Source organism: Enterobacter sp. fkY84-1 (assembly GCF_052974705.1).
Genome location: NZ_CP169393.1, coordinates 3,842,443 through 3,869,302, shown reverse-complemented (window position 1 = coordinate 3,869,302; position 26,860 = coordinate 3,842,443). Strand labels below are relative to the sequence as shown.

The 26,860-nt window shown below is 56.4% G+C and carries 26 protein-coding genes; 19 read left to right on the top strand and 7 right to left on the bottom strand.

All coding sequences use genetic code 11. The annotated features are described in order from the left end of the window. Nucleotides 1-93: 93 nt before the first annotated feature. Nucleotides 94-555, bottom strand: coding sequence for a multidrug/biocide efflux PACE transporter (locus ACEPLT_RS18425; protein ID WP_008499683.1), 462 nt, complete (start codon nucleotides 553-555; stop codon nucleotides 94-96). Nucleotides 556-660: 105 nt separating this feature from the next. Between ACEPLT_RS18425 and ACEPLT_RS18420 the strand changes: the two genes are divergently transcribed. The 7 genes from ACEPLT_RS18420 to ACEPLT_RS18390 all read left to right on the top strand — a co-directional run bounded on the left by ACEPLT_RS18420 (nucleotide 661) and on the right by ACEPLT_RS18390 (nucleotide 8,539). Further along, entirely contained in the window at nucleotides 661-1,527 is an 867-nt protein-coding gene (locus ACEPLT_RS18420; protein ID WP_021242027.1) for a LysR family transcriptional regulator, read from the top strand. 93 nt (nucleotides 1,528-1,620) lie between these two features. Continuing rightward, nucleotides 1,621-2,799, top strand: coding sequence for an acetyl-CoA C-acetyltransferase (locus ACEPLT_RS18415; RefSeq protein ID WP_008499681.1), 1,179 nt, complete (start codon nucleotides 1,621-1,623; stop codon nucleotides 2,797-2,799). A 235-nt stretch (nucleotides 2,800-3,034) separates the two neighbouring features. Continuing rightward, complete coding sequence (gene kduI, locus ACEPLT_RS18410; RefSeq protein ID WP_008499680.1) at nucleotides 3,035-3,871, top strand: 5-dehydro-4-deoxy-D-glucuronate isomerase; 837 nt, start codon at nucleotides 3,035-3,037, stop codon at nucleotides 3,869-3,871. A gap of 63 nt (nucleotides 3,872-3,934) precedes the next feature. Then, on the top strand, nucleotides 3,935-4,696 hold the full coding sequence (gene kduD / locus ACEPLT_RS18405) for a 2-dehydro-3-deoxy-D-gluconate 5-dehydrogenase KduD (RefSeq protein ID WP_008499679.1): 762 nt from the start codon (nucleotides 3,935-3,937) through the stop codon (nucleotides 4,694-4,696). 311 nt (nucleotides 4,697-5,007) lie between these two features. Further along, nucleotides 5,008-6,423, top strand: a complete 1,416-nt coding sequence (araE, locus tag ACEPLT_RS18400; RefSeq protein ID WP_023344841.1) for an arabinose-proton symporter AraE — start codon at nucleotides 5,008-5,010, stop codon at nucleotides 6,421-6,423. Nucleotides 6,424-6,631: 208 nt separating this feature from the next. Next, a complete protein-coding gene (gene wzz(fepE) / locus ACEPLT_RS18395) occupies nucleotides 6,632-7,756 on the top strand; it encodes an LPS O-antigen length regulator Wzz(fepE) (protein ID WP_163341690.1) in 1,125 nt (374 codons plus the stop codon). A 90-nt stretch (nucleotides 7,757-7,846) separates the two neighbouring features. Then, nucleotides 7,847-8,539 carry an aspartate/glutamate racemase gene (locus tag ACEPLT_RS18390; RefSeq protein WP_069598749.1) on the top strand — a complete coding sequence of 231 codons (693 nt, stop codon included), beginning with the start codon at nucleotides 7,847-7,849 and terminating at the stop codon, nucleotides 8,537-8,539. Here ACEPLT_RS18390 and ACEPLT_RS18385 read toward each other — a convergent pair. Continuing rightward, nucleotides 8,534-9,460 (bottom strand): LysR family transcriptional regulator, encoded by a 927-nt coding sequence (locus tag ACEPLT_RS18385; RefSeq protein ID WP_232927419.1) that lies wholly within the window; start codon nucleotides 9,458-9,460, stop codon nucleotides 8,534-8,536. The genes ACEPLT_RS18390 and ACEPLT_RS18385 overlap by 6 nt on opposite strands. A gap of 121 nt (nucleotides 9,461-9,581) precedes the next feature. Here ACEPLT_RS18385 and lysA point away from each other — a divergent pair, with 121 nt between their 5' ends. Next, on the top strand, nucleotides 9,582-10,844 hold the full coding sequence (lysA, locus tag ACEPLT_RS18380) for a diaminopimelate decarboxylase (RefSeq protein ID WP_248213938.1): 1,263 nt from the start codon (nucleotides 9,582-9,584) through the stop codon (nucleotides 10,842-10,844). Here lysA and ACEPLT_RS18375 read toward each other — a convergent pair. Further along, entirely contained in the window at nucleotides 10,814-11,851 is a 1,038-nt protein-coding gene (locus ACEPLT_RS18375) for a LacI family DNA-binding transcriptional regulator (RefSeq protein ID WP_232927417.1), read from the bottom strand. The two genes, lysA and ACEPLT_RS18375, sit on opposite strands and share 31 nt — an antisense overlap. 220 nt (nucleotides 11,852-12,071) lie before the next feature. On the opposite strand from ACEPLT_RS18375, the gene ACEPLT_RS18370 reads away from it, so the two are divergent. Further along, nucleotides 12,072-12,557, top strand: coding sequence for a GNAT family N-acetyltransferase (locus ACEPLT_RS18370; protein WP_023294480.1), 486 nt, complete (start codon nucleotides 12,072-12,074; stop codon nucleotides 12,555-12,557). On the opposite strand, the gene galR is transcribed toward ACEPLT_RS18370, so the two are convergent. Next, nucleotides 12,518-13,534: an HTH-type transcriptional regulator GalR gene (gene galR / locus ACEPLT_RS18365; RefSeq protein WP_021242019.1), complete on the bottom strand. Its 1,017-nt coding sequence runs from the start codon at nucleotides 13,532-13,534 to the stop codon at nucleotides 12,518-12,520. The genes ACEPLT_RS18370 and galR overlap by 40 nt on opposite strands. Before the next feature lie 425 nt (nucleotides 13,535-13,959). Here galR and aas point away from each other — a divergent pair, with 425 nt between their 5' ends. Continuing rightward, nucleotides 13,960-16,119: a bifunctional acyl-ACP--phospholipid O-acyltransferase/long-chain-fatty-acid--ACP ligase gene (gene aas, locus ACEPLT_RS18360; RefSeq protein ID WP_008499671.1), complete on the top strand. Its 2,160-nt coding sequence runs from the start codon at nucleotides 13,960-13,962 to the stop codon at nucleotides 16,117-16,119. Further along, nucleotides 16,112-17,305, top strand: coding sequence for a lysophospholipid transporter LplT (lplT, locus tag ACEPLT_RS18355; protein WP_248213936.1), 1,194 nt, complete (start codon nucleotides 16,112-16,114; stop codon nucleotides 17,303-17,305). The genes aas and lplT overlap by 8 nt, the downstream gene beginning before the upstream one ends. 92 nt (nucleotides 17,306-17,397) lie before the next feature. Here the strand turns inward: lplT and ACEPLT_RS18350 are convergent, their stop codons facing one another. The 3 genes from ACEPLT_RS18350 to mutH form a co-directional block, all read right to left on the bottom strand. Continuing rightward, nucleotides 17,398-18,438 (bottom strand): NADP(H)-dependent aldo-keto reductase, encoded by a 1,041-nt coding sequence (locus ACEPLT_RS18350; RefSeq protein WP_021242016.1) that lies wholly within the window; start codon nucleotides 18,436-18,438, stop codon nucleotides 17,398-17,400. A 131-nt stretch (nucleotides 18,439-18,569) separates the two neighbouring features. Then, a complete protein-coding gene (locus tag ACEPLT_RS18345; protein WP_008499668.1) occupies nucleotides 18,570-18,788 on the bottom strand; it encodes a YgdI/YgdR family lipoprotein in 219 nt (72 codons plus the stop codon). Between the two features lie 128 nt (nucleotides 18,789-18,916). Further along, complete coding sequence (gene mutH / locus ACEPLT_RS18340) at nucleotides 18,917-19,609, bottom strand: DNA mismatch repair endonuclease MutH (RefSeq protein ID WP_021242015.1); 693 nt, start codon at nucleotides 19,607-19,609, stop codon at nucleotides 18,917-18,919. A 683-nt stretch (nucleotides 19,610-20,292) separates the two neighbouring features. Here mutH and rppH point away from each other — a divergent pair. The 8 genes from rppH (at nucleotide 20,293) to ACEPLT_RS18300 (ending at nucleotide 26,857) form a co-directional block, all read left to right on the top strand. Further along, the gene (gene rppH / locus ACEPLT_RS18335; RefSeq protein WP_013098553.1) at nucleotides 20,293-20,823 is read left to right on the top strand and encodes an RNA pyrophosphohydrolase; all 531 of its coding nucleotides are present in this window, start codon (nucleotides 20,293-20,295) and stop codon (nucleotides 20,821-20,823) included. A 12-nt stretch (nucleotides 20,824-20,835) separates the two neighbouring features. Continuing rightward, nucleotides 20,836-23,082, top strand: a complete 2,247-nt coding sequence (ptsP, locus tag ACEPLT_RS18330; protein ID WP_008499665.1) for a phosphoenolpyruvate--protein phosphotransferase — start codon at nucleotides 20,836-20,838, stop codon at nucleotides 23,080-23,082. 192 nt (nucleotides 23,083-23,274) lie between these two features. After that, a complete protein-coding gene (gene lgt, locus ACEPLT_RS18325) occupies nucleotides 23,275-24,150 on the top strand; it encodes a prolipoprotein diacylglyceryl transferase (RefSeq protein ID WP_008499664.1) in 876 nt (291 codons plus the stop codon). Between the two features lie 6 nt (nucleotides 24,151-24,156). Then, nucleotides 24,157-24,951 carry a thymidylate synthase gene (thyA, locus tag ACEPLT_RS18320; protein WP_021242014.1) on the top strand — a complete coding sequence of 265 codons (795 nt, stop codon included), beginning with the start codon at nucleotides 24,157-24,159 and terminating at the stop codon, nucleotides 24,949-24,951. Between the two features lie 184 nt (nucleotides 24,952-25,135). Next, the gene (locus ACEPLT_RS18315; RefSeq protein WP_126288495.1) at nucleotides 25,136-25,600 is read left to right on the top strand and encodes a prepilin peptidase-dependent protein; all 465 of its coding nucleotides are present in this window, start codon (nucleotides 25,136-25,138) and stop codon (nucleotides 25,598-25,600) included. Beyond that, on the top strand, nucleotides 25,591-26,151 hold the full coding sequence (locus ACEPLT_RS18310) for a prepilin peptidase-dependent protein (protein WP_045407119.1): 561 nt from the start codon (nucleotides 25,591-25,593) through the stop codon (nucleotides 26,149-26,151). The genes ACEPLT_RS18315 and ACEPLT_RS18310 overlap by 10 nt, the downstream gene beginning before the upstream one ends. Then, on the top strand, nucleotides 26,148-26,549 hold the full coding sequence (locus ACEPLT_RS18305) for a DUF2509 family protein (RefSeq protein WP_126288459.1): 402 nt from the start codon (nucleotides 26,148-26,150) through the stop codon (nucleotides 26,547-26,549). Before ACEPLT_RS18310 ends, ACEPLT_RS18305 begins: the two co-directional genes overlap by 4 nt. Next, nucleotides 26,534-26,857 (top strand): prepilin-type N-terminal cleavage/methylation domain-containing protein, encoded by a 324-nt coding sequence (locus tag ACEPLT_RS18300; RefSeq protein ID WP_063618223.1) that lies wholly within the window; start codon nucleotides 26,534-26,536, stop codon nucleotides 26,855-26,857. Before ACEPLT_RS18305 ends, ACEPLT_RS18300 begins: the two co-directional genes overlap by 16 nt. The last annotated feature ends 3 nt before the right edge of the window (nucleotides 26,858-26,860 follow it).

The following is a 26,860-nucleotide window of genomic DNA, read 5'->3' as shown; positions in this document are numbered from 1 at the left end:
ATCAGAATGGCGTGCAATTTACCATAGTTATGCCTTAAGAGCGCAGTTGCTTCGAAGACGTCGGGCCGGAACGGGCGTCCGGCCAGAGGCGGTTCAGCCTGCCAGGGCGCGTCGTTGCTGGCGGCGCTTAAGAAATTTCTCACGCAGATTATCGTACGCCCAGTTATAGAACATGGTGTACGGCAGGAAGAACAGGAAGAAACCTATTTCCAGTGTGAATGCCTGCAGCAGGGTGACGCCCAGCACGGCGGCGACAATCGACACGCCAATCACAATAAAGCCGCATTCGAACCCCAGCGCATGCAGCGCACGCACTTTTGCCGTACGTTTGACGCGCTGAACAGGCCAGAAACGGTCGAAGCCGACGTTATAAATAATGTTCCACAGCATGGCGGTGGTGGCCAGAATAATGGTCAACCCACCCATTTCCACCACGGAACGCTGCATAAGCCACGCCGCGGTAGGGGCGAGGATCGCCGTCGCAATCCCTTCAAAACAGACAGCATGAAAGATCCGCTCCGGCAGTTTACGTTGGAGTGCATCCTGATGTTGCATAGCGATAGACCTCGTTAATTCTCCAGTATGGGCGTTGATGTGGCCTATTTTTATCGCTAAAGCTGATATATTAAAGATAGTATCCATCGTAAAAGTAGATAGGTTATGCGCTATTCACCCGAAGCCCTGACCGCGTTTGTCGAGACCGTTGCAGCAGGCTCTTTCTCTGCGGCCGCACGCCGGCTGCGTAAAAGCCAGTCGACGGTCAGCACGTCCATTGCCAACCTTGAAGCCGATCTGGGATTTGAGCTGTTTGACCGTTCGGCCCGCCAGCCGGTGTTAACGGCCCAGGGGGAACAGGTGCTGGGCTACGTGCAGGCTATTCTCGCCGCCAGCACGCGGCTGGATGAGCTGGCGGTGTCGCTCACGGCGCAAACGGAGGCGCGTCTGACGTTTGTCCTTTCCGATACCCTCAACCCGGACGTGCTGGAAGAGATGATGAAGCAGTTTGATGCGCGCTTTCCCCATACGGAATTCGAATGTCTGATTGGCGAAGAGGAGGACGTGATCGATCTGCTGCAAAAGGAGCGCGCGCAGATTGGCCTCACCGAAGCGCGAGACGGTTATCCTACGGATATCGGCGCCATCCGGCTGCCGATGCAGACCCGCATGGCGATCTATGTCGCGACCACGCATCCGCTGGCCGGGCAGGATGACGTTCAGCGTGACGAGCTGCACGGCTGGCGAGAGCTGCGGCTGAGCACCTATCTTGAGCGTGAGGCGGAGATCGCGCGCGGGCCCGTCTGGTCAGCCCCGAATTACCTGTTACTCTTGAGTATGGCGGTACAGGGATTTGGCTGGTGCGTCTTGCCGTGCGCGCTGGTGGAGGAATTTGCCGCCGCGAAATCCCTGGTACAGCTCAATGTTCCCGGCTGGCCGCGGGCGATCGGCATCGATCTGCTGTGGAATAAACGATCCCCTCCCGGCGTTGCCGGAAGCTGGCTGCGGCAGTATCTGCAGGATGCACGCTGATCCTTGTGATTAAACTCACTATTTTTAAACAATTAAGATAATTGCCAGTAACAATCCTCTACTATCGTCATGTCATTTAACACAGAGGTCGTGATGAAAGATGTCGTAATAGTGGGTGCGTTGCGTACAGCTATCGGCTGTTTTCAGGGAGCGCTCGCGCGTCACTCGGCGGTTGACCTGGGCAGCGTGGTGGTGAAAGCGCTGGTAGAACGTAGCGGGATCGCAGCACATGAAGTTGATGAGGTGATTCTGGGACAGGTCCTCACGGCCGGTGCCGGGCAAAACCCTGCGCGACAGGCGGCGCTGAAGGGCGGACTGCCCAATACCGTCTCCGCTATCACTATCAACGACGTCTGTGGTTCAGGATTAAAAGCGCTGCATCTCGCGACGCAGGCCATTCAGTGTGGTGAGGCGGACGTAATCATTGCGGGCGGGCAGGAGAATATGAGCCGCGCGCCGCACGTCCTGACCGACAGCCGTACCGGCGCACAGCTGGGTAACAGTCAGCTGCTCGACAGCCTGGTGCATGACGGGCTGTGGGATGCCTTCAACGATTATCATATGGGCGTAACGGCGGAAAACCTGGCGCGCGAGTACGGCATCAGCCGTGAGGTGCAGGATGCCTATGCGTTAAGCTCGCAGCAAAAAGCGCGTGCGGCGATTGATTCCGGCCGTTTTCGCGACGAAATTGTCCCGGTCAGCACGCAGCGTCAGGGGGGCGAGGTTATCGTTGTGGATACCGATGAACAGCCGCGCACCGACGCCAGCGCTGAAGGGCTGGCGAGGCTGAATCCTGCGTTTGAAATGCAGGGCTCGGTCACGGCGGGAAATGCCTCTTCCATTAACGACGGCGCCGCGGCCGTGATGATGATGAGCGAAAGCAAAGCCCTCGAACTCGATCTTCCCGTATTAGCCCGCATTAAGGCATTTGCCAGCGTGGGCGTGGATCCTGCGTTAATGGGGATCGCGCCGGTCTATGCGACCCGTCGCTGTCTGGAGCGTGCGGGGTGGCAGCTTTCTGATGTGGATCTGATCGAAGTGAACGAAGCCTATGCCGCGCAGGCGATCTCCGTCGGAAAAATGCTGGAGTGGGATCCGCTGCGGGTCAACGTAAACGGTGGAGCGATCGCGCTGGGGCACCCGATCGGGGCGTCCGGCTGCCGGATCCTGGTTTCGCTGGTCCACGAAATGAAAAAGCGCAATGCCCGCAAAGGAATTGCCACGCTGTGTATAGGCGGCGGGCAAGGGGTGGCGCTGGCCATCGAACGCTAACCTCTTCTCATTAAAAAACCTCCTCCGGGAGGTTTTTTTTCGCGCCCTTTTTCTCCTGGCGGCTTAATTGTGATCCGAACACCATTTCCGTTATAAATAAAAATAAAAATGAAACGTTGTTTTAAATATAATTGAAAAGCCCACTTTATGCCGATAGTATGTGCTCATCATGTAAAACGGAACGCTGTTTCGTTTTACTTCCCGCCTTCGGGCATGACCACATCTGGAGGTTACCGTGGACGTCAGAGAAAGCATCCACAGCGCGCACGCCAAAACGCTGGATACGCAGGGGCTGCGTAAGGCATTTTTAGTCGAGCAGATATTCGAGGCTGACAGGTACACCATGGTTTACAGCCATATCGACCGCATTGTTGTGGGCGGCATTATGCCCGTCACGAAAAGCGTCTCCGTGGGCGGCGAGGTCGGTAAACAGCTGGGCGTGAATTATTTCCTCGAACGTCGCGAGCTGGGGGTGATTAACATCGGCGGGCCGGGCACCATCACCGTAGACGGACGGTGCTATGAGATTGGCCATCGCGAGGCGCTGTACGTGGGTAAAGGGGCGAAGGACGTGGTCTTTGCCAGCATCGACGCCAGCAGGCCTGCGAAATTCTACTATAACTGCGCGCCGGCCCACGCCACCTGTCCAACCAAAAAGGTGACCCCGGCAGACGTCGCGCCCGTGACGCTGGGCGACAACCTCACCAGCAACCGCCGCACCATCAATAAATACTTCGTGCCGGACGTGCTGGAGACCTGCCAGCTCAGCATGGGGTTGACCGAACTTGCGCCGGGCAACCTGTGGAATACCATGCCGTGCCATACCCACGAGCGCCGCATGGAAGTCTACTTCTACTTCAACATGGATGAGGACGCCTGCGTGTTCCACATGATGGGACAGCCGCAGGAAACGCGCCATATCGTGATGCATAACGAGCAGGCGGTGATTTCGCCGAGCTGGTCTATTCACTCCGGCGTAGGGACAAAAGCCTACACCTTTATCTGGGGAATGGTGGGTGAAAACCAGGTCTTTGATGACATGGACCATGTTGCGGTCAGCGATCTGCGCTAGTCGCGGGCAGTGACGCATAAACCTGCCTGTGAGTGACAGGCTCTGAAAGAGTAAGGAATAAACATGATTCTGGATGCATTCTCTCTGCAGGGAAAAGTGGCGGTGGTTTCCGGGTGTGACACCGGGCTGGGTCAGGGGATGGCGTTAGGCCTGGCGGAAGCGGGCTGCGATATCGTCGGAATTAATATCGTTGAACCGACGGAAACCCTCGAGCGCGTGACGGCCCTGGGCCGCCGCTTCCTGAGCCTGACCGCCGACCTGCGTAAAATCGATGCCATTCCTGAACTGCTGGATCGCGCGGTGGCGGAATTCGGTCACATCGACATTCTGGTCAACAACGCCGGGCTGATTCGCCGTGAAGATGCGATCAATTTCAGCGAGCGCGACTGGGACGACGTGATGGATTTGAACATCAAGAGCGTATTTTTCATGTCCCAGGCGGCGGCAAAGCACTTTATTGCGCAGGGGAACGGCGGCAAGATCGTGAATATTGCCTCCATGCTCTCATTCCAGGGGGGTATCCGCGTGCCGTCTTACACCGCGTCCAAAAGCGCCGTGATGGGCGTGACCCGCCTGCTGGCAAACGAGTGGGCGAAACACAACATCAATGTGAATGCGATTGCGCCGGGTTACATGGCGACCAACAACACGCAGCAGCTGCGTGCGGACGAGCAGCGTAGCGCGGAAATCCTCGACCGCATTCCGGCGGGGCGCTGGGGGCTTCCGGGCGATCTGATGGGGCCGGTGGTCTTTCTGGCCTCGTCGGCATCGGACTATATCAACGGCTACACCGTGGCGGTCGATGGCGGCTGGCTGGCGCGATAGCCCGCATCGGGTCTGGACCTCTGCTTTTGGGCAGAGGTTTTTTTTGCTTAAAAATTGTCAAAATCCATATGGATAAACACGGAAAATCCATACTAAAAAGTCATGAACGACAGCCATCACACTTTTAATCTTTAAAAATTAGATGATTAGTAAAAGCATGTGATTATTCAGCGTTAGTTGAAATTGTAATGTCCATCACAGAACGCTATGTCGCAGCGAAATAATCCATATCTTCACCTTTTCCCGCCTGACACTTTTTCTCGCTATCTCGTAATTTCACTTAACGAATTTCACTGTTCAGGCAGGAAAATATGACCTCGATAAATGACTCTACCCTAATGCCCGCTGCGCTGCGTGATACTCGCCGCATGAACCAGTTTGTCTCTATTGCCGCCGCCGTGGCGGGCCTGTTATTTGGACTGGATATTGGCGTCATTGCCGGTGCATTGCCCTTTATTACCGATCACTTTACCCTGAGCAGCCGCCTGCAGGAGTGGGTGGTGAGCAGCATGATGCTCGGCGCGGCCATCGGCGCGCTGTTCAACGGCTGGCTCTCGTTTCGCCTGGGGCGCAAATACAGCCTGATGGCCGGGGCGATTCTTTTTGTCGCCGGCTCCATTGGCTCCGCCTTTGCCGCAAACGTTGAGGTTCTGCTGCTTTCCCGCGTGCTGCTGGGCGTGGCGGTGGGGATTGCCTCCTACACGGCGCCGCTTTATCTCTCCGAAATGGCGAGCGAGAACGTGCGCGGAAAGATGATCAGCATGTATCAGCTGATGGTCACGCTGGGTATCGTGCTGGCGTTTCTGTCTGACACCTACTTCAGCTACAGCGGCAACTGGCGCGCAATGCTTGGCGTGCTGGCGCTGCCAGCGGTGGTGCTGATTGTTTTAGTGATTTTCCTGCCGAACAGCCCGCGCTGGCTGGCGCAAAAAGGGCGCCACGTGGAGGCGGAAGAGGTGCTGCGCATGCTGCGCGATACCTCTGAAAAAGCCCGCGAGGAGCTGAACGAGATCCGCGAAAGCCTGAAGCTCAAGCAGGGGGGCTGGGCGCTGTTTAAAATCAACCGCAACGTGCGCCGGGCGGTCTTCCTCGGCATGCTGCTGCAGGCGATGCAGCAGTTCACCGGCATGAACATCATCATGTACTACGCGCCGCGCATTTTCAAAATGGCCGGGTTCACCACCACCGAACAGCAGATGATCGCCACCCTGGTGGTCGGGCTGACCTTCATGTTTGCCACCTTTATTGCCGTATTCACCGTGGACAAGGCGGGCCGCAAACCGGCGCTGAAAATTGGCTTCAGCGTGATGGCGCTCGGCACGCTGATCCTCGGCTACTGCCTGATGCAGTTTGATAACGGCACGGCTTCCAGCGGACTCTCCTGGCTTTCTGTCGGGATGACCATGATGTGTATCGCAGGTTACGCGATGAGCGCCGCGCCGGTGGTGTGGATCCTGTGCTCCGAAATTCAGCCGCTCAAATGCCGCGACTTTGGCATCACCTGTTCCACGACCACCAACTGGGTATCGAACATGATCATCGGCGCGACCTTCCTGACGCTGCTGGACGCGATTGGTGCAGCGGGAACGTTCTGGCTCTATACGGTGCTGAACGTGGCATTTATTGGCGTCACGTTCTGGCTGATTCCAGAAACCAAAGGCGTGACGCTGGAACACATCGAGCGCAAGCTGATGGCCGGGGAGAAGCTGCGGAATATTGGCGTGTGATCGGATTGCCTGTTTACATGTTTAACCTATGCCGGAGGTGGAAAGGGAGATTAATCACAATCATAACGTGATGAAACTCACTACTAACTCTGGCAGGGGTAGTCAGATAATGGTGTTTGGAATTAGGATTTTTCTTAATCTATTGTATTATTGAGCCACAGCGATCAATGAACAAAGATGCGTAGCATCAAGAGAAAGAAGAATTCCTATGTCAGAAATGGATTTCAAAAAAAGCACAGATATTGATTTCCCCCATTATTCCACCCGTAACGAACACGCTAAAGAAATAGATCTTTTAGGTTTATTAGCGGTTTTAGCGGCGGCTAAAAAGCGCATCGTGGCCGTTACCCTTGCTTTTGCTCTCGTGGGGCTGGCCATTTCATTTTTGCTGCCGCAAAAATGGACCAGTAAAGCGGTGATCACCCCGGCAGAACAGTCGCAGTGGAACCCGCTGCGCCAGATGATGGTGGCGTTACAGGTGCTGGATGTGGACGTGAAGATTACCCGTCCGGAAGTCTTTGATCTTTTTATTAAAAAGTTTCAGTCGCAGTCATTGCTTGAAGAGTATCTGAAATCCTCTTCTTACGTGATGTCGCAGCTTAAAGACGCTGAGGTGGATCCGCTTGAGCTGCATCGGGCGATAGTCAATATCTCAGACAGAATGAAAGCGGTGAATAACGATCAGGGAAAAGACGCGGATAAAACCCCCTATATCTCCTGGACATTAAACTTCACTGCGCCGGCAGCAGGCGATGCGCAATCCGTTCTGGAGGGATACATCAATTATATCGCGGCTATTGTTGAGAAAGAGACAGTGCAGAATATCCGCAACCAGATCGCGCTGAAAACGAAAGTCGTTGAGCAGCAGCTAGAGCTGGATCGCGTCCGTTTGACCAATATTCACAATACCAACCTGCAGCGGCTGAATTATTCCCTGGAAGTCGCGAATGCCGCCGGCATCAAGAAGCCGGTCTACAGCAACGGGCAGGCGGTAAAAGATGATCCGGATTACTCTGTTGCGCTCGGTGCTGACGGTATCGCGCAAAAGCTGCAGATTGAAAAAAATCTCAAGGACGTGACCGAGCTGAATGCGGATTTCCAGAACCGGGAATATTATCTGGCGCAGTTGAAAAAGCTCTCCTTTGCGGATGTTAAACTTGAGCCATTCCGGTACCAGCTCTCTCCCTCCATGCCGGTGAAAAAGGATGGTCCGGGCAAGGCCCTGATTGTCGTTCTGGCGGCACTCCTGGGGGCACTGTTTGCCTGCAGTAGCGTTTTACTGCGCGAGGCGATGCTCACCCGTAATCCACTCCCCGAGCCGGTGACGGAATAAACCCTGCAGATTAACAAGGCGCTCAAGAGAGCGCCTTTTTTTATTGGCACCGGTTGTGTTAAAAGAAGAAATCAACGAAAAGGAGGGATGATGAAAACGATCGGCCTGTTAGGTGGAATGAGCTGGGAATCGACAATCCCTTATTATCGCCTGATTAACGAAGGGGTGAAGCAGCATCTGGGTGGTCTGCACTCCGCAAGCCTGCTGCTGCACAGCGTGGATTTTCATGAAATCGAAGCCTGCCAGTCGAGCGGCGAGTGGGATAAAGCCGGGGCGATCCTGGCCCAGGCGGCGCTGGGGCTAGAGCGGGCTGGGGCCGAGGGGATATTGCTTTGTACCAATACCATGCACAAGGTGGCATCGCATATTGAGAACCGCTGCTCGCTGCCGTTCCTGCATATCGCTGACGCGACCGGGCGTGCAATTGCGGCATCCGGGATGCGCCGCGTAGCGCTGCTGGGCACGCGCTACACCATGGAGCAGGATTTCTATCGCGGGCGTTTGCGCAGCGCGTTTGGGATCGAAAGCCTGATCCCTGAAGAAGAAGACCGGGCGCGCATCAATCAGATTATCTTTGACGAGCTCTGTCTCGGCACCTTCAGCGAAACCTCCCGCGCCTTCTACGTCAGCGTCATCGAAAAACTCGCGCAGCAGGGGGCTGAAGGGGTGATCTTCGGCTGCACGGAGATCGGTTTGCTGGTACCCGTTGAGCGAAGCCCTCTTCCGGTATTTGATACCACCGCTATTCATGCTGCGGATGCCGTGGCGTTTATGTTGTCATAATGGGTCCTGCAGGTCAGGTAAGCGAAGCGCCACCTGACGCGCGTGCTCCATGACGTGTTCGGTGAAAGCGTCCACCAGCGCGGAAGCCGGACGGTGTAGCGGACGGATCAGGCTCACGGTGAACGGGACGGACACGCTAAAGCGGCGGATGACGATCCCGCTTCCCGCATAATCCAGCGCCGTGAGCGGATTGACCACCGCGACGCCGACGCCGGCACGCACCATCGCGCAAATCGAGGCCGCGCTGTGCGTTTCCACCGCCATTCGCCGTTTGACCTGATGCTCGGCAAACAGGGTATCCAGCAGCTGTCTGTAACTGTCGGTCTGCGACAGGCTAATGTAGTTTTCCCCGTGGAAATCCTCCGGCGTGAGCACCGCCTTACCGGCAAGCCGATGCCCGGCGGGCAGAACGCACACTTCATCTAACGAGAGCAGCTCCGTGCGCGCCGTGCCCGCTGGGGGGGTGAGGGTTTCGGTTAGCCCTAAATCATGGCGCTGAGCCGAAAGCCACTCTTCAAGCAGGGGAGATTCCTGAGGCACGATGGTGAGGCTGACCTCCGGGTATCGGGCCAGAAAGGGTTGCAGCAGCATCGGCAAAAAGGATTGCGAAAAGACGGGCAGGCAGACGATCGACAGCTCGCCCTGGCGAAACTCGCGCAGGCTTTCCGCGGCACTTACTATTCTGTCCAGCCCGTACCAGGAGCGCTGAACTTCCTCGAACAGGCGTAACCCCTGTACCGTTGGGTGAAGCCTGCCCCGGGTGCGTTCGAACAGCTTCAGCCCCAGCACTTTCTCGAAGCGCGCCAGCTCGCGGCTCACCGTCGGCTGCGAGGTGTGCAGCATCTGTGCGGCTTCGGTGAGATTGCCGGTGGTCATCACGGCGTGAAAGATCTCGATATGGCGTAAATTGACGGCGGGCATAGGGCACCTGAAAGCAGAGAAGTGACCATATCATTTTTGCATAGACTCGCGATAAAACGATATTTTTTATTCTCTTTGCGCTGTGGCGTAATCATCAAAACGCATTTATCCGGAGAAGACCATGCCACGCCCGCTGAACCAGACTGATACCGATTTGAACGCCGACAACCTGCTGCGCCTGCCTGCCGAGTTTGGCTGTCCGGTGTGGGTCTACGACGCGCAGATCGTCCGCGAGAAGATCGCCGCCCTGCATCAGTTCGACGTGGTGCGTTTTGCCCAGAAGGCCTGCTCCAATATTCATATTCTGCGCCTGATGCGCGAGCAGGGCGTGAAGGTTGACTCCGTTTCACTCGGCGAAATCGAGCGCGCGCTGGTAGCCGGATACGATCCGAAAGCCGACAGCGACGCGATCGTCTTTACTGCCGATGTGATCGACGATGCGACGCTGGCGCGCGTTCACGAACTGCAGATCCCGGTAAATGCCGGTTCTGTGGATATGCTCGAGCAGCTCGGTCAGGTTTCTCCCGGCCACCGCGTCTGGCTGCGCGTAAACCCGGGCTTTGGTCATGGCCACAGCCAAAAAACCAATACCGGCGGCGAAAACAGCAAGCACGGGATCTGGTATGCCGACATGCCTGCCGCGCTGGAGGTGTTACAGCGCTACAACCTGAAGCTGGTGGGCATTCATATGCACATTGGCTCTGGGGTGGATTACGGCCACCTGGAACAGGTGTGCGGCGCGATGGTGCGTCAGGTTGTCGACTTCGGTCAGGATCTGGAGGCGATCTCTGCGGGCGGTGGTCTCTCCATTCCTTATCGCGAAGGGGAAGAGGCGATCGATACCGATCACTATTACGGTTTGTGGAGCGCCGCGCGTGACCAAATCGCCGCGCATCTGGGCCACGCGGTGAAGCTGGAAATTGAGCCGGGTCGTTTCCTGGTGGCGGAAGCCGGCGTGCTGGTTTCTCAGGTGCGCAGCGTGAAAGAGATGGGGTCTCGCCACTTCGTCTTGATTGATGCAGGCTTTAACGACCTGATGCGTCCGTCCATGTACGGTAGCTATCACCACATTACCGCCCTGGCTGCCGACGGCCGCGATTTAACGCAGGCGCCGCGCGTTGAGACGGTCGTTGCGGGGCCGCTGTGCGAATCGGGTGACGTGTTTACCCAGCAGGAGGGCGGCAAAGTGGAGACCCGCGCGCTGCCAGAGGTCAAACCGGGTGATTTTCTTGTGCTGCACGACACCGGTGCCTACGGGGCGTCTATGTCCTCTAACTACAATAGCCGCCCGCTGCTGCCGGAAGTGCTGTTTGATAATGGCAAGGCGCGGCTGATACGCCGTCGCCAGACCATTCAGGAACTGCTGGCTTTAGAACTCGTCTGATGAAAATACGGCCCCGTTGTGACCGAATCGCGTAACACCAGCGTGCCGGTAAACGGCGGGATGGCATCGACCGGCTGGTTTCTTGCCAGCCGGATCGCCTGATCGATGGCGGTGACAATCATATTGTCGATGGGCAGATAAACCGACGAGAGCGCAGGCTCCAGCCATTTCGCGCTTGGGGCATCATCAAAGCCGAACAGGGAGATATCCTGCGGGATTTTCAGCCCCGCCTGGTGCAACGCTTTGGACGCCCCCAGCGCCATATCGTCGTTACAGGCAAACAGGGCGCTAAACGGTACTCCGTCGGCAATCAATTCCTTGCAAAGCTCGTATCCCCGCGTCATTCCTGCATCGCCGTACTTTATCCGACGCTCGTCCAGACGGATACCATGCTTTTCCAGCGCCTTGCGATAGCCCATCAGCCTCGCTTTCCCGGTTGGGGTATGGATCGGGACGGTGATACAGGCGATCTCCCGATGGCCCTGATCGATCAGATAGTCCACGGCCTTAAACGCGGCATCCTGCTGTTCGAAGAACACGCAGCGATCCGGCGCCTGGCTCACTTCACGGTTAATGACCACCAGCGGCGTTTTCACGGTGTTCATCAGTTTGACGATCGCTTTTTCGCTCATGTAGCGCGTGTAAAGCACGATGGCGTCGCACTGGCGATCGGCGAGCATCTGCACCGCCTGCTCTTCCTGTTCCGGCGCGTCGTGACCGTCGGTGACGATCAGCTGTTTCCCGTGAGTTTCGGTCTGCCGCGACGCCTGCTGGAGAAGGCGGCCAAAATAAAAGCCGTCAAAGGTCGAGACGACCAGACCAATGCTGTTGCTGGTCTGGTTAGCCAGCGAGCGCGCGAGAAAGTTCGGGCGATAGCCCAGCTCTTCCATCGCAGCAAACACCTGCTGACGCGTACTCTCTTTTACCTGACCTGTGCCGTTCAGCACGCGCGATACCGTGGCCTTCGACACGCCCGCGCGCAGTGATACATCCAGCATTGTTGCCATTCTATATTCCTGCTTCCACGTAACGATCTGCAGTTTACCACAGAGCTTATGCCGTATAAGCGATGCGGGAAGCGCAAAAACTCTGCCACGATCACGCTTTTTGGTAACGATTCGTCCGGCCAGCCTGAAGTCAAACTCAATAGCCTGACTCTGGTAAGATAATCACCGAACCGGGCTGGAGCATCAGGCCAGTAAATACATGAGAAAATGCAGGTGAAACATGAATAAGGCTGTCATCCTCCCGCTTTACAAGGCGCCACACTTCGCAGAGCAGGTTACCGACTGGATCTGGCAGGCCTTTGGCGAAGGGCTTCCTCGGGCATTTTTCCACAGCATTGTTGAGCACAGCCAGACGCCTGGGGCATTACCGTTGACGTTTATTGCCGTTGACGGCGAACAGCTTCTTGGCACGGTGGGACTCTGGCGCTGCGATTTGATCACCCGTCAGGATCTCTGTCCGTGGCTGGCGGCGCTCTACGTTGACGACGCGGCGCGAGGCAAAGGGCTGGCGGGGCAGCTTCAGCAGCATGTTATCGCTTACGCCGCGCAGTCCGGGTATGAGGAGCTCCATCTCTGGTCTGCCTGCCGCGACTTCTACGAACGTTACGGCTGGCAGTATATCGGTGATGGGCTGGAATACCCCAACACGCGAGTGCATCTCTATCGTTATTCGCTCTGTGCTTCTGCAGGCGACGCAACGGAGTGACGACGGACCAGCGTCGGGCTAAACAGATGGGTAATTTCCGGCGGCTGGCGCTGTTCAGCCAGCGCTAGCGCCAGCTCGGCGGCCTGCGTTGCCATGGTGATGATTGGGTAGCGCACGGTGGTCAGACGCGGGCGAACGTAGCGGGAGACCAGCACGTCGTCGAAGCCAATCAGCGAAATTTCTGCCGGTACCTCAATTCCGTTGTCATTCAACACCCCCATTGCCCCTGCGGCCATAGAGTCGTTATAGCTGGCAACCGCCGTGAAATTCCGTCCGCGGCCCAGCAGTTCGGTCATGGCCTGTTCACCGCCGCTCTCGTCCGGTTCACCGTAGGCCACCAGACGGTCATTACACGGCAGCCCGTTTTCACGCAGGGCATCGTAGTAGCCCTGCAGACGGTCTTCCGCATCAGAAATGGGGTGATTGGAACAGAGATAGCCAATCCGGGTATGGCCCTGCTGAATGAGGTGCCGCGTGGCAAGCCAGGCGCCGTAGCGGTCGTCGAGGGCCACACAGCGTTTCTCAAAGCCGGGAATGATACGGTTGATAATCACCATTCCGGGCATCTGCTTCATCAGGTGAATCAGTTCGGCATCCGGGATCATTTTAGCGTGAACCACCAGCGCCGCGCAGCGGTGGCGGATCAGCTGTTCAATGGCCTGGCGTTCCTTTTGTTCGTTATGATAGCCATTGCCGATCAGCAAAAAATTGCCTGTCTGATAGGAAACCTGTTCAACCGCTTTCACCATGGCGCCGAAAAAGGGATCAGAAACATCGCCCACCACCAGACCAATCGTTTCTGTTGACTGTTGGGCGAGCGCGCGAGCGTTTGCATTGGGATGATAATTCAGGGATTCCATGGCGCTTTGTACCGCCTGACGTGATGCGTCACTGGCCTTTGGTGAATCATTAATCACGCGCGAGACGGTGGCCACCGACACGCCAGCCAGACGGGCCACATCCTTTATTGTCGCCATTCATTACCTTCTTATTGGGGGTAAGCGTTTACACACCAAATAGTGTTGCGGAAAAGCGGCGTGCATTCAAGGGGAGCGGATTTCCGCTCTCCACAAACGTGACGCAGCACACCCCTGGCGGTGTAATCGTTACACGCCCAGTCATGTCTGAAAAATGTGAATCTGAACCTTTAGTTACACTTTGCCTCAGGCTGTTGCGATTGTCCGATAGCAAGGGCGTTAAAGAGGTTGATACAGTTGAGATCCCAGAGGTATTGATTGGTGAGAATTCTTAGTACGGTTTCGTACTCATCTCTTGCACCAACCTGCGCGGATGCGCAGGTTTTTTTTCGCCTCCACTTTTGCTGTCGCTCCCTTATCACTTCTCGTGTAATCTGCCACCATTTACTAATAACCCTCCACACTGGCTGGCAAAGGGAGTTGAGATGCTATTTGGGTTCTTCCGTACGCTTTTCCGTATTCTTTTTCGCATCCGCATCACTGGCGACACCCGGGCGCTTAGCGGCGAACGCGTTTTGATCACACCAAACCATGTTTCCTTTATAGACGGCATCCTGCTGGCGCTGTTTTTGCCCGTGCGTCCGGTGTTTGCGGTGTATACCTCCATCAGCCAGCAGTGGTACATGCGCTGGCTCTCGCCGCTGATTGATTTTGTGCCGCTCGACCCGACAAAGCCGATGATGATTAAGCATCTGGTACGTCTGGTCGAGCAGGGGCGTCCGGTGGTCATTTTCCCTGAAGGACGGATCTCCGTGACCGGTTCGCTGATGAAAATCTACGACGGCGCGGGGTTTGTTGCGGCGAAGTCAAAAGCGACCGTGGTGCCGCTGCGTATTGAAGGCGCGGAGCTGACCCATTTCAGCCGTCTGAAGGGGCTGGTGAAGCAGCGTCTGTTCCCCAAAATCACGCTGCATATTCTGCCGCCAACGTCGTTACCGATGCCCGACGCGCCGCGTGCCCGCGATCGCCGTAAAATCGCCGGGGAAATGCTGCATCAGATCATGATGGAAGCGCGTATGGCCGTGCGCCCGCGCGAAACGCTCTACGAATCCCTGCTTTCCGCGCAGTACCGCTATGGCGCGAAGAAAAACTGCATCGAAGACATTAACTTTACCCCGGATACCTATCGCAAGCTGCTGACCAAAACCCTGTTTGTGGGGCGTATTCTGGAGAAGTACAGCAAAAAGGGCGAAAAGATTGGCCTGATGCTGCCTAACGCGGGCATCAGCGCGGCGGTGATTTTCGGTGCGGTTTCCCGAGGCCGTATTCCGGCGATGATGAACTACACGGCGGGCGTGAAGGGGCTGACCAGCGCGATAACCGCTGCGCAAATCAATACCGTATTCACCTCCCGCCAGTTCCTGGACAAAGGCAAGCTCTGGCATCTTCCCGAGCAGCTCACTCAGGTGCGCTGGGTCTTCCTGGAGGATCTGAAAGCGGACGTGACCACCGGCGACAAGCTGTGGATTTTTGCGCATCTGCTGATGCCGCGTCTGGCCCAGGTCAAACAGCAGCCGGAAGATGACGCGATTATCCTCTTCACGTCGGGATCGGAGGGCAACCCGAAAGGCGTCGTCCACAGCCACAAGAGCATTCTGGCGAACGTCGAGCAGATTAAAAGCATCGCCGACTTTACCGCGAACGACCGCTTTATGTCGGCGCTGCCGCTGTTCCACTCCTTTGGCCTGACGGTGGGGCTGTTCACGCCGCTCCTGACCGGTGCAGAAGTGTTCCTTTACCCAAGCCCGCTGCATTACCGCATCGTGCCGGAGCTGGTGTATGACCGTAACTGCACCGTGCTGTTCGGGACCTCTACCTTCCTGGGGAACTATGCGCGTTTCGCCAATCCGTATGACTTCTATCGCGTGCGGTACGTGGTGGCTGGCGCGGAAAAACTGCAGGAGAGCACGCGGCAGATCTGGCAGGACAAGTTTGGCCTGCGCATCCTCGAAGGCTATGGCGTGACCGAGTGTGCGCCCGTGGTCTCGATTAACGTGCCGATGGCGGCGAAACCGGGAACGGTTGGCCGCATTCTGCCGGGGATGGACGCGCGTCTGCTGGCGGTGCCGGGCATAGAGGACGGCGGCCGCCTGCAGCTGAAAGGGCCAAACGTGATGAACGGGTATCTGCGCGTGGAAAATCCAGGCGTGCTGGAAGCGCCGACGGCGGAGAACGTCAACGGCGAGGTTGAAACCGGCTGGTACGACACCGGTGATATTGTCCGCTTTGATGAACAAGGCTTTGTACAGATCCAGGGACGCGCGAAACGCTTCGCCAAAATTGCCGGCGAAATGGTCTCTCTGGAAATGGTGGAGCAGCTGGCGACGGCCGTGTCCGCCGAGAAGATGCACGCCACCGTCGTGAAGAGCGATGCCAGCAAAGGTGAGGCGCTGGTACTGTTTACGACCGACAGTGAGCTTAAGCGCGACAGATTACTGAGCTATGCACGCGAACACGGTATTCCTGAACTGGCCGTGCCGCGCGATATTCGCTACCTGAAACAGCTCCCGGTGCTGGGCAGCGGGAAGCCCGATTTCGTGACCCTGAAAGGCATGGTTGAAGAGGCGGAACAGCAAAATGCGTGAGTCAGTACACACTAACACATCCCTCAGGTCGAAAGGCATGATGGCCGTCATCGCCGCGCAGTTTCTCTCTGCGTTCGGTGATAACGCGCTGCTGTTTGCCACGCTGGCGCTGCTGAAAGCCGAGTTTTACCCCGACTGGAGTCAGCCGATCCTGCAGATGGTGTTTGTGGGCGCTTACATTATCTTTGCTCCGTTTGTGGGACAGGTGGCGGACAGCTTCCCGAAAGGCCGGGTGATGATGTTCGCCAACGGCCTCAAGCTGCTGGGGGCGGCCAGCATTTGCTTTGGCTTCAATCCGTTTATTGGCTATACGCTGGTGGGCATTGGGGCCGCCGCTTACTCGCCGGCGAAGTACGGCATCCTCGGAGAGCTGACCACGGGGGATAAGCTGGTGAAAGCCAATGGTCTGATGGAGTCATCCACTATTGCCGCTATCCTGATTGGCTCCGTTGCGGGCGGCGTGCTGGCCGACTGGCATGTGTTGGCGGCACTGGGCGTGTGTGCAGTGGTGTATGGCGGGGCGGTCGTGGCGAACCTGTTTATTCCGAAGCTGCCGGTGGCTCGCCCGGGCCAGTCCTGGCGAGTTAAACCAATGACCGGCAGCTTCTTTAATGCCTGCCGCGTGCTGTGGCGTAACGGTGAAACGCGTTTCTCCCTGATGGGGACCAGTATGTTCTGGGGCGCGGGCGTTACGCTGCGCTTCCTGCTGGTCCTGTGGGTGCCGGTGGCGCTGGGCATTACGGACAACGCGACGCCAACCTATCTTAATGCGATGGTGGCCATTGGCATTGTTGTGGGGGCAGGTGCGGCAGCGAAGCTGGTGACGCTTGAGACGGTTGCACGCTGCATGCCCGCCGGGATCCTGATTGGCGTGGTGGTGCTTATCTTCTCGCTGCAGCATGCGTTATTGCCTGCGTATGTCCTCCTGATCCTGATTGGTATTCTGGGGGGCTTCTTCGTGGTGCCGCTGAACGCGTTACTGCAGGAACGGGGCAAGCAAACCGTCGGGGCGGGGAATGCCATCGCGGTACAAAACCTGGGTGAAAACCTGGCGATGCTGTTAATGCTGGGACTCTACTCGCTGGCGGTAAAAGTGGGTGTGCCGGTGGTGGGGATTGGCGTCGGGTTTGGCGGGCTGTTTGCGATTGCGATTGCGGGCTTGTGGATGTGGCAACGTCGCCGTTGATATATAGCCGGGTGGCGGCTTCGCCTTACCCGGCCTGGGTTTGCGCACCTGCAGGCCCGGTAAGCGTAGCGCCACCGGGCAAAAGTATCAGGCTACGGTGCAGGATAAGTATAAACCTGATGCACCGCTTCAATCTCCGCTAGCACCTCTTCACTCAGGTTCAGATGGAAACTCTCAATATTGGTTTTCAGCTGTTCCATCGTGGTTGCACCCAGCAGGGTACTGGCAACAAACGGCTGACGACGCACGAAGGCCAGCGCCATCTGCGCAGGGTCAAGACCGTGACGCTTCGCGATATCCACATAGGCGGCAACGGCTTTCTGCGTCTGCTCGCCGCTGTAGCGGGTAAAGCGGCTAAAGAGGGTATTACGCGCACCGGCCGGTTTCGCACCGTTCAGGTATTTCCCCGTCAGCGTGCCGAAGCCGAGACAGGAATAGGCGAGCAGCTCCACCTCTTCATACTGCGTCACTTCGGCCAGACCCACTTCATAGCTGCGGTTAAGCAGGCTGTACGGGTTCTGGATAGTCACGATACGCGGCAGATCGTGCTTATCCGCCAGGTGCAGATAGCGCATGACCCCAAAGGCCGTTTCGTTAGACACGCCAATGTAGCGGATTTTTCCCGCACGCTGGCATTCGGTCAGCGCTTCCAGCGTTTCCAGCAGCGTCACGGTGGGGGCGCTCTCATTCCAGCTGTAGCCGAGCTTACCAAAGCAGTTGGTAGGCCGCTGCGGCCAGTGCACCTGGTAGAGGTCGAGATAGTCGGTTTGCAGGCGCTTGAGGCTGGCGTCCAGCGCGGCGCGGATATTTTTGCGATCGAGGATCTGGTTCGGGCGGATCCCGGTATCGTTGTTGCGCGCGGGGCCACTGACTTTGGAGGCAATTACCAGCTTTTCACGGTTGCCGCGTTTTGCCAGCCAGTTACCGACGTAGGTTTCGGTAAGTCCCTGCGTCTCAGGACGTGGCGGAACAGGGTACATCTCTGCGACATCAATCAGGTTAATGCCCTGGCTGACGGCGTAATCGAGTTGTGCATGGGCATCGGCTTCGCTGTTTTGTTCACCAAATGTCATCGTGCCCAACCCCAGTTGGCTAATTTCCAGAGCGCTGTGGGGGATACGGTGATAATGCATAGCCGGCTTCCTCAATAGACTTAAAGACCGCGTCAGGCCGTGCCCGACAAAGGAATATAAACATGGCAGAGGGGAAGCAAAAGGGGAAGAAAAAAATCAAAAAGGCCAGCAAGCGACTGACCTCTCTCTGTTTATCGCTCGATAATTTGCGAGACTTCGTCGCGATTGATCTGCATTTTATTGCCTTCCTGGTCGCGGTAGCTGACCAGACCGGTATCATCGTCGACTTCGGGTTTGCCGTCGGTCAGGATCATTCGACCATCTTTTGTCGCCATGACGTAATCGCTGCTACAGCCCGATACAGCAAACGCTAAACCGACTGCTGACACTAACACTGCCCATTTTTTCATCGTTATCGTCCTCATCTGGCTTGTATCAAATCATCATCTAGTATTAACCCGATATGGCGACTTGAGGAAGCGGTAAAATCTTAAAAAGCAGTCGATTATGTTCGAGAGCTCTCAAAATAAGTAAAAAACTATGTTTTCAACAGGAAATGACGTGCGAGTAGTGCACCGGTGAAATTCTTTTTGAGATAAAAACCGCGCGGCAACGTCAGGATAGGCTCGCCCTGCGCGCCGATTGCCTCGGTAAGTGCTTTACTGTTGGCCGCTTTCGGACGCAGCTGTAATACTTCTCCGTGTCGGGCGGTGATACGCTCTACCTGCCCAAGCACAATCATGTCCATCAGCTCCTCCCAGTCCAGACGCAGCTGATGCTCCTCATCCTCGTCAGGGCTCCAGAGCAGCGGCGCGCCGACGCGTCGGTCGGCCAGGGGGATCTGACGCTCACCCTCAACCGGTACCCACAATACGCGCTTCAGCTTGTGGCGAACGTGGCTGGTTTCCCAGGTTACACCGGTATTGCCGGTTAATGGCGCAACGCAGACGAAGGTGGTCTCAAGCGGCTTGCCCTGGCGGTCTACAGGAATGGTTTTTAACTCCACGCCAAGGGCTGCAAAATCCTGCTCGGGTTTGCTCCCTGCGCTGGCACCCAGCCACAGCTCCAGCAGCATACCGATCCAGCCTTTATCCCGCTTCAGATCCTTTGGGATCGGAAGCCCGGCCATTGCCGCCAGCTCGCCAAGCGAAAAGCCAGCCAGACGCTGTGCCTGCAGTAGCAACTGGCTCTCGCTGGACGGTGGTGAGAGCAAGGGTGTAAGCGGGTGCATGACGGTAACCTTTTGATTAAAAAATAAACGAAGAAATTGTCCCCTGTGGATAGAGTTTAACTATTTCTGTACCAATATGACATCTCTATGATTTATAGGATTTTTTATTGGTTTGAAATCGTTCCGCCTGGGTGAGAAAACCGGTTGTTCAAATCTGGTCACTGACAATGAACAGGATCTTACACCATGTTATCCACAGAAAAATGGGATAACTGGGCATAACCCTGACTACTGTTTCCATTTACAGCCTTGACGTGCGATGAAAATCGAATTTTCAAACAAATTGTGACTAACTTATTGGCACAATCTGTGGATAAAACCGACGCTGTTCGATCTTTCATCAGTGCGACGATCCCTGATGTGACGATCGTCACGCTAATCAGTTTTTTGTTTATCTCAATGCGTATAACCATATGAAAATAATCATATTAATGGAGTGGGGTATAAAAGGACGTTTTGTGGTACTTGAGGTTGTTCATCGGTAATCAGACACTTCTTCACAACTATATCCACAGAAAAGGTGAATAAAATTCCCTTTGCTGTCTCACATCTGTTTATAACTCCGCACATATTTGTGAGTTATTCAATTGTTATTAGGTTGCAGGCCTGTAAGAGAGTGGTTTACCGCCTCCCTGTAGTGTGAAACAATCATTCATATATAAGGTTTAGTTTGGGGTAGTCCGGTGATTGATGACGATGGCTACCGCCCAAACGTAGGAATAGTAATTTGTAATCGTCAGGGCCAGGTGATGTGGGCCCGTCGATATGGTCAGCACTCCTGGCAGTTCCCGCAAGGCGGGATCAATCCTGGAGAGTCCCCAGAACAAGCGATGTACCGGGAGCTTTTTGAAGAGGTCGGTTTGAGCCGAAAAGATGTTCGCATCCTGGCTTCGACCCGCAACTGGTTGCGTTACAAGTTACCGAAACGTTTGGTGCGTTGGGACACAAAGCCGGTTTGTATCGGCCAGAAACAGAAGTGGTTTCTGTTGCAGTTGGTGGGCAACGATTCAGACATCAATATGCAAACCAGCAGTACGCCGGAGTTCGATGGCTGGCGCTGGGTGAGCTATTGGTATCCTGTTCGTCAGGTCGTGTCATTTAAGCGCGATGTTTACCGTAGGGTGATGAAAGAATTTGCAAGTGTGGTGATGCAGCTTCAGGAGATCCCGCCTAAGCCGCAGAGCGCACCTGCCTGGCGACGTAAAAGAGGTTAAGCTACGCAAATCATGCTCACCCGCTTGCGAGAAATAGTCGAGAAGGTGGCCAGCGCGCCGCGTCTGAACGAGGCGCTGAATATTCTGGTCACCGACATCTGTCTTGCGATGGAGACCGAGGTCTGTTCGGTGTATCTGGCCGACCACGATCGGCGCTGCTATTACCTGATGGCGACCCGTGGTTTGAAAAAACCGCGTGGACGTACCGTAACGCTCGCATTTGATGAGGGTATCGTGGGTCTGGTTGGGCGACTGGCTGAACCCATTAACCTTGCTGACGCGCAAAAACACCCCAGCTTTAAATACATTCCTTCCGTAAAAGAAGAGCGCTTCCGCGCTTTCCTTGGCGTGCCGATTATCCAGCGTCGCCAGCTTCTCGGCGTGCTGGTTGTCCAGCAGCGTGAGCTACGTCAGTACGACGAAAGCGAGGAGTCATTCCTCGTCACGCTGGCCACGCAGATGGCGGCGATCCTCTCCCAGTCTCAGCTTGCCGCGCTCTTTGGCCAGTATCGCCATACGCGCATTCGTGCCCTTCCGGCCTCACCAGGCGTGGCGATTGCTGAAGGCTGGATGGATGCCACGCTGCCGCTCATGGAGCAGGTTTATGAAGCCTCAACGCTTGATGAAGCGCTGGAGCGCGAGCGTCTTACCGCCGCGCTGGAAGAGGCCGCGAATGAATTTCGTCGCTACAGCAAGCGCTTTGCCGCAGGCGCGCAAAAAGAGACGGCGGCCATCTTTGACCTCTATTCGCACCTGCTTTCCGATGCGCGCCTGCGTCGTGAGCTTTTTGCGGAAGTGGATAAAGGCTCGGTCGCGGAGTGGGCGGTTAAGAAGGTCATCGAAAAATTTGCCGATCAATTTGCGGCACTGACCGACGGTTACCTGAAAGAGCGCGCAGGCGATCTGCGCGCCCTGGGGCAGCGCCTGCTGTTCCATCTTGATGACACCATTCAGGGGCCTAACGCCTGGCCAAAACGGTTTGTTCTGGTCGCCGATGAACTCTCAGCAACGACGCTGGCTGAACTGCCGCAGGACAGGCTGGCCGGTGTGGTGGTGCGCGATGGTGCCGCCAACTCGCACGCCGCCATTATGGTGCGCGCGCTGGGTATCCCTACCGTTATGGGGGCGGACATTCAGCCGTCGGTGCTTCATCGCCGTACGCTGGTGGTCGACGGCTATCGCGGTGAGCTACTGGTCGATCCTGAGCCAGTTCTGCTCCAGGAATACCAGCGTCTTATCAGCGAAGAGAATGAATTAAGCAAGCTGGCGGAAGATGACGTTAACCTGCCCGCCCAGCTTAAGAGCGGTGAGCGGATCAAAGTCATGCTCAACGCCGGTTTAAGTCCTGAGCATGAAGAGAAGCTGGGCAGCCGCATCGACGGCATTGGCCTGTACCGCACTGAAATCCCTTTCATGCTGCAAAGCGGTTTCCCCTCTGAAGAGGAGCAGGTGGCGCAGTATCAGGGCATGCTGCAAATGTTTAACGACAAACCTGTCACCCTGCGAACCCTGGACGTCGGGGCGGATAAACAGCTGCCCTATATGCCGATCAGCGAAGAGAACCCCTGCCTTGGCTGGCGTGGGATCCGCATTACGCTCGACCAGCCTGAGATCTTCCTGATCCAGGTGCGCGCGATGCTCCGCGCCAACGCGGCGACGGGCAATCTCAGCATCCTGCTGCCGATGGTCACCAGCATCGACGAGATCGACGAAGCGCGTCGGTTGATCGAACGTGCAGGCCGTGAAGTGGAAGAGATGATCGGTTATGCGATTCCGAAACCGCGGATCGGCGTCATGCTTGAAGTGCCGTCTATGGTCTTTATGCTGCCGCAGCTGGCGAACCGGGTTGATTTTATCTCTGTCGGCACGAACGACCTGACGCAATATATTCTGGCCGTAGACCGTAACAACACCCGCGTCGCCAGTATCTATGACAGCCTGCATCCGGCGATCATTCGCGCCTTAGCGATGATTGCCCGTGAAGCGGAGCAGTACGGCATTGATTTACGCCTGTGCGGTGAAATGGCCGGGGACTCCATGTGCGTTGCAATCCTGATTGGTCTGGGGTACCGCCATCTGTCAATGAACGGTCGCGCTGTTGCCCGCGTGAAGTATCTGTTGCGGCATATTGACATCAATGATGCCCGCGAACTGGCAGAACGTAGCCTTGAGGCGCAGCTGGCTGCTGAGGTTCGCCACCAGGTCGCGGCGTTTATGGAACGACGCGGTATGGGCGGTCTGATCCGCGGCGGCCGCTAAAGCCTTTCTCCCTCTCCCTGTGGGAGAGGGCACCAGCGCGCATAAAACCCTATACACATCTTTTACATCTCGGGCGCATCCTCCGCGCCCGCCTTGTGCTATGATTCGCAACTTTGGAGCCTCTGCTTACGGCAGAATCGCATTTCTACCGCTGTCCACTTTCAGCGGAATAACAACATCTTGTGGTGACAGATGAACAGTGGTTATCTGCATTTTCCGGAATTTGATCCGGTCATTTTCTCAGTAGGACCTGTTTCGCTTCACTGGTACGGTCTGATGTACCTGGTGGGCTTCATTTTTGCCATGTGGCTCGCTGGCCGTCGCGCCAGCCGTCCTGGCAGCGGCTGGACTAAAAACGAAGTTGAAAACCTGCTGTATGCGGGCTTCCTCGGCGTGTTCCTCGGTGGCCGTATTGGGTATGTGCTGTTCTATAACTTCCCGGTATTCCTGAACGATCCCCTCTATCTGTTCCGCGTCTGGGACGGCGGCATGTCCTTCCACGGCGGCCTGATTGGGGTGATCCTGGTGATGGTGATTTTTGCCAAACGCACCAAACGCAACTTCTTCCAGGTGTCAGATTTCATCGCACCGCTGATCCCGTTTGGTCTCGGGGCAGGCCGTCTGGGCAACTTCATCAACGGTGAGCTGTGGGGGCGTGTCGACCCGAGCGTTTCCTTTACCATGCTGTTCCCGGGCTCGCGCGCGGAAGACATGGCGCTGCTGCCGTCGCATCCTGAGTGGCAGTCCATTTTCGATACCTACGGCGTGCTGCCGCGCCATATGTCTCAGCTGTACGAGCTGGCGCTGGAAGGCGTGGTGCTGTTTATCATCCTCAACCTGTTTATCCGCAAACCGCGCCCGATGGGGGCTGTCTCCGGCCTGTTCCTGATCGGCTACGGTGCATTCCGTATTATCGTCGAATTCTTCCGCCAGCCTGACGCACAGTTTACCGGCGAGTGGGTACAGTACATCAGCATGGGGCAGATCCTCTCCATTCCGATGATCGTCGCGGGTGCCATTATGATGATTTGGGCGTATCGTCGTCGTCCACAGCAACAACTTTCCTGAGGAACCATGAAACAGTATCTTGAACTGATGAAAAAAGTGCTCGATGAGGGCACGCCGAAAAACGACCGCACCGGTACCGGTACGCTCTCCATTTTTGGCCACCAGATGCGCTTCAACCTGCAAGAAGGCTTCCCGCTGGTGACGACAAAGCGCTGCCACGTGCGCTCGATCATTCATGAACTGCTCTGGTTCCTGCAAGGCGATACTAACGTTGCGTATCTGCACGAAAATAACGTCTCCATCTGGGACGAATGGGCAGACGAGAACGGTAACCTGGGCCCCGTTTATGGCAAGCAGTGGCGCGCATGGCCAACGCCTGATGGCCGCCATATTGACCAGATCACCACCGTGATGAACCAGCTGAAAAACGATCCGGACTCGCGCCGCATCATCGTTTCCGCCTGGAACGTCGGCGAGCTGGATAAAATGGCGCTGGCGCCGTGCCACGCGTTCTTCCAGTTCTATGTCGCTGACGGCAAGCTCTCCTGCCAGCTCTACCAGCGCTCCTGTGACGTGTTCCTCGGCCTGCCGTTTAACATTGCCAGCTATGCGCTGTTAGTTCATATGATGGCGCAGCAGTGCGACCTGGAAGTGGGTGATTTCGTCTGGACCGGTGGGGATACCCATCTCTACAGCAACCATATGGAACAGACGCATCTCCAGCTTACCCGCGAACCGCGTGCGCTGCCGAAGCTGATTATCAAACGCAAACCGGCATCCATCTTCGACTACCGCTTTGAAGATTTCGAGATTGAGGGCTACGACCCCCATCCGGGCATCAAAGCGCCTGTCGCTATCTGATGCGGTAAAGCCTGACACAACCGGTGCTGTTTAGCGCCGGTTTTTTTTCGCCTTTCTCCCGTTTCCCGAAGCGCTATCCAGAAGGCGTGCAACGCGCTGCAACCCTCCCAATTCTGCGGATGACGCCTCGTAAAACGATAATCCGATGCTCGTCATGTTCACGGCGCTTCGCCACACTCCCGGTATGAAAAAAGAGAACGGTTTTACGCTTATCGAATCGCTGGTCGCTGTTTCGCTTGTCGTTATCCTCAGCGCTTCAGGTCTGTACGGCTGGGACAGCTGGCAACGGCATCAGCGGCTGTGGCAAACCGCCAGTCAGGTGCGAGATTACCTGCTGTTTCTGCGCAACCATGCCAACCGCCACAACCGCGACCATCAAATTACCCGTCAGCGGGTTGGCGACAGGGACTGTCTGGTGAGCTCTGCCATGCAGGGCTGTGAGAAGGACAGTCCCTTTGTGCTGCTCCCCCTCTGGCCTGAGGTCGCGATCGGCGAGGTCACGCCGTCGCTGGGGTTCTATGGATTACGGGATACGGCATGGGCAGGGCGGATACGCGTTCAAAGTCGTGCCGGAGACTGGCTGATTATCGTTTCAGACGGAGGGCGCATCAGGATGTGTAAGGTCTCCGAGGGAGGACAATGTCGATGAGACAGGGCGGCTTTTCGCTTACCGAAGTGCTGATTGCTACGGCCATCAGCAGCCTGTTATTGATAAGTGCATCGCGCTTTTTACCCGGATTGCAGCGGGCGGTATTACTGCAATCTGCCCAGCGAGAGCTGGAAGAAGAGGTCTGGCAACGCCTGTTCGCCCTCGGCAAACAGCTTCAGCGTGCGGGGTACTGCGCGGGAAATTGCCAGGGACAGGCGCTGACGATCGGCAGGCAGGGGCGCTGCATCATTGCGCGGTGGGATGCCAACAGTAACGGCTACTGGGATAGCAGCGCATCAGAAAATGACAGCACCGGTTTTCGTCTGGAATCGGGGGCGCTGGAAACCCTGCGTGGCGCGACGTCGTGTGAAGGAAAAGGGTGGGAAAAGCTCACGGACCCGGACAGGCTTACGATAGCACACTTTGTGGTGAGGAGAGTCGAACATGCCGGTTTTGCGCCAGAGCTGAATATCGAACTGGCCGCGAGGCGTAAAGATGAAAAAGGGGAACCCTGGCAGGCGTTGTATACGGTCACGGGGTACAACCTGTGAATCGTCAACGCGGCATATCTTCGCTGGCGCTGGTTCTGCTTTTACTGGTGCTCGGTACTTTGATTCTGACGGGACTCAATCAGCAGGTCATAACGTTCAGTGCGCTCGTTGGCGGTGAGAGCCGCTCGCTTCAGCAGCAGGCGACGGTTCAGTCCGCGCTTGAGTGGGGACGTATTCAGCCCTGGGCGTCAGCGCCACCAGTCCAGTGCAAAACGACATCGACATGGCGGGTGTGTTTGCGTCAGCTGAGCGAGGCGCGGGTACTGCTGATAGCCGGCGGCAACGACCTGCTGCTCTGGCGCAGGGGAGAGATCGTCGACGGGATAGTGCGCTTTTCGCCTCACGGCTGGAGCGATTTTTGCCCCCTTAAGGAGAGTGCGTTATGTCAACTGCCGTGAGCAGAGAAAAAGGGTTTAGCATGGTTGAGGTCCTGCTGGCGATGATGCTGCTGGTGGTGGTCGTGACGGCACTGTCGGGGTATCACCGGGCGCTGGCGGCGCGGTTCACCGTGTTTAATCAGTATCGCCAGCTCTGGCACCATGCCTGGAACCAGTCTCAGCTCTCAACAAATGTTCTCCCGGCAGGCTGGCAGGCCAGTCGGGGGCAGACAACGCTCGCAGGATGTGTCAGCATCACGGTTACACTTATTTCTCCTCTGGGTCGGCGCGGTGAGTTAACGCGTCTGCATTGCCCGGTTAGCCAGTAGTCG

Coding starts and splice junctions, on each gene's coding strand:
- mutH (WP_021242015.1), bottom strand. CDS start 19,609: ATGCACCCGCTTACACCCTTGCTCTCACCACCGTCCAGCGAGAGCCAG.
- ACEPLT_RS18315 (WP_126288495.1), top strand. CDS start 25,136: ATGAAAAAAGAGAACGGTTTTACGCTTATCGAATCGCTGGTCGCTGTT.
- thyA (WP_021242014.1), top strand. CDS start 24,157: ATGAAACAGTATCTTGAACTGATGAAAAAAGTGCTCGATGAGGGCACG.
- lysA (WP_248213938.1), top strand. CDS start 9,582: ATGCCACGCCCGCTGAACCAGACTGATACCGATTTGAACGCCGACAAC.
- ptsP (WP_008499665.1), top strand. CDS start 20,836: ATGCTCACCCGCTTGCGAGAAATAGTCGAGAAGGTGGCCAGCGCGCCG.
- ACEPLT_RS18345 (WP_008499668.1), bottom strand. CDS start 18,788: ATGAAAAAATGGGCAGTGTTAGTGTCAGCAGTCGGTTTAGCGTTTGCT.
- araE (WP_023344841.1), top strand. CDS start 5,008: ATGACCTCGATAAATGACTCTACCCTAATGCCCGCTGCGCTGCGTGAT.
- ACEPLT_RS18415 (WP_008499681.1), top strand. CDS start 1,621: ATGAAAGATGTCGTAATAGTGGGTGCGTTGCGTACAGCTATCGGCTGT.
- ACEPLT_RS18350 (WP_021242016.1), bottom strand. CDS start 18,438: ATGCATTATCACCGTATCCCCCACAGCGCTCTGGAAATTAGCCAACTG.
- ACEPLT_RS18420 (WP_021242027.1), top strand. CDS start 661: ATGCGCTATTCACCCGAAGCCCTGACCGCGTTTGTCGAGACCGTTGCA.
- lplT (WP_248213936.1), top strand. CDS start 16,112: ATGCGTGAGTCAGTACACACTAACACATCCCTCAGGTCGAAAGGCATG.
- ACEPLT_RS18370 (WP_023294480.1), top strand. CDS start 12,072: ATGAATAAGGCTGTCATCCTCCCGCTTTACAAGGCGCCACACTTCGCA.
- galR (WP_021242019.1), bottom strand. CDS start 13,534: ATGGCGACAATAAAGGATGTGGCCCGTCTGGCTGGCGTGTCGGTGGCC.
- ACEPLT_RS18385 (WP_232927419.1), bottom strand. CDS start 9,460: ATGCCCGCCGTCAATTTACGCCATATCGAGATCTTTCACGCCGTGATG.
- ACEPLT_RS18390 (WP_069598749.1), top strand. CDS start 7,847: ATGAAAACGATCGGCCTGTTAGGTGGAATGAGCTGGGAATCGACAATC.
- kduD (WP_008499679.1), top strand. CDS start 3,935: ATGATTCTGGATGCATTCTCTCTGCAGGGAAAAGTGGCGGTGGTTTCC.
- ACEPLT_RS18425 (WP_008499683.1), bottom strand. CDS start 555: ATGCAACATCAGGATGCACTCCAACGTAAACTGCCGGAGCGGATCTTT.
- aas (WP_008499671.1), top strand. CDS start 13,960: ATGCTATTTGGGTTCTTCCGTACGCTTTTCCGTATTCTTTTTCGCATC.
- ACEPLT_RS18375 (WP_232927417.1), bottom strand. CDS start 11,851: ATGGCAACAATGCTGGATGTATCACTGCGCGCGGGCGTGTCGAAGGCC.
- ACEPLT_RS18310 (WP_045407119.1), top strand. CDS start 25,591: ATGTCGATGAGACAGGGCGGCTTTTCGCTTACCGAAGTGCTGATTGCT.
- lgt (WP_008499664.1), top strand. CDS start 23,275: ATGAACAGTGGTTATCTGCATTTTCCGGAATTTGATCCGGTCATTTTC.
- ACEPLT_RS18300 (WP_063618223.1), top strand. CDS start 26,534: ATGTCAACTGCCGTGAGCAGAGAAAAAGGGTTTAGCATGGTTGAGGTC.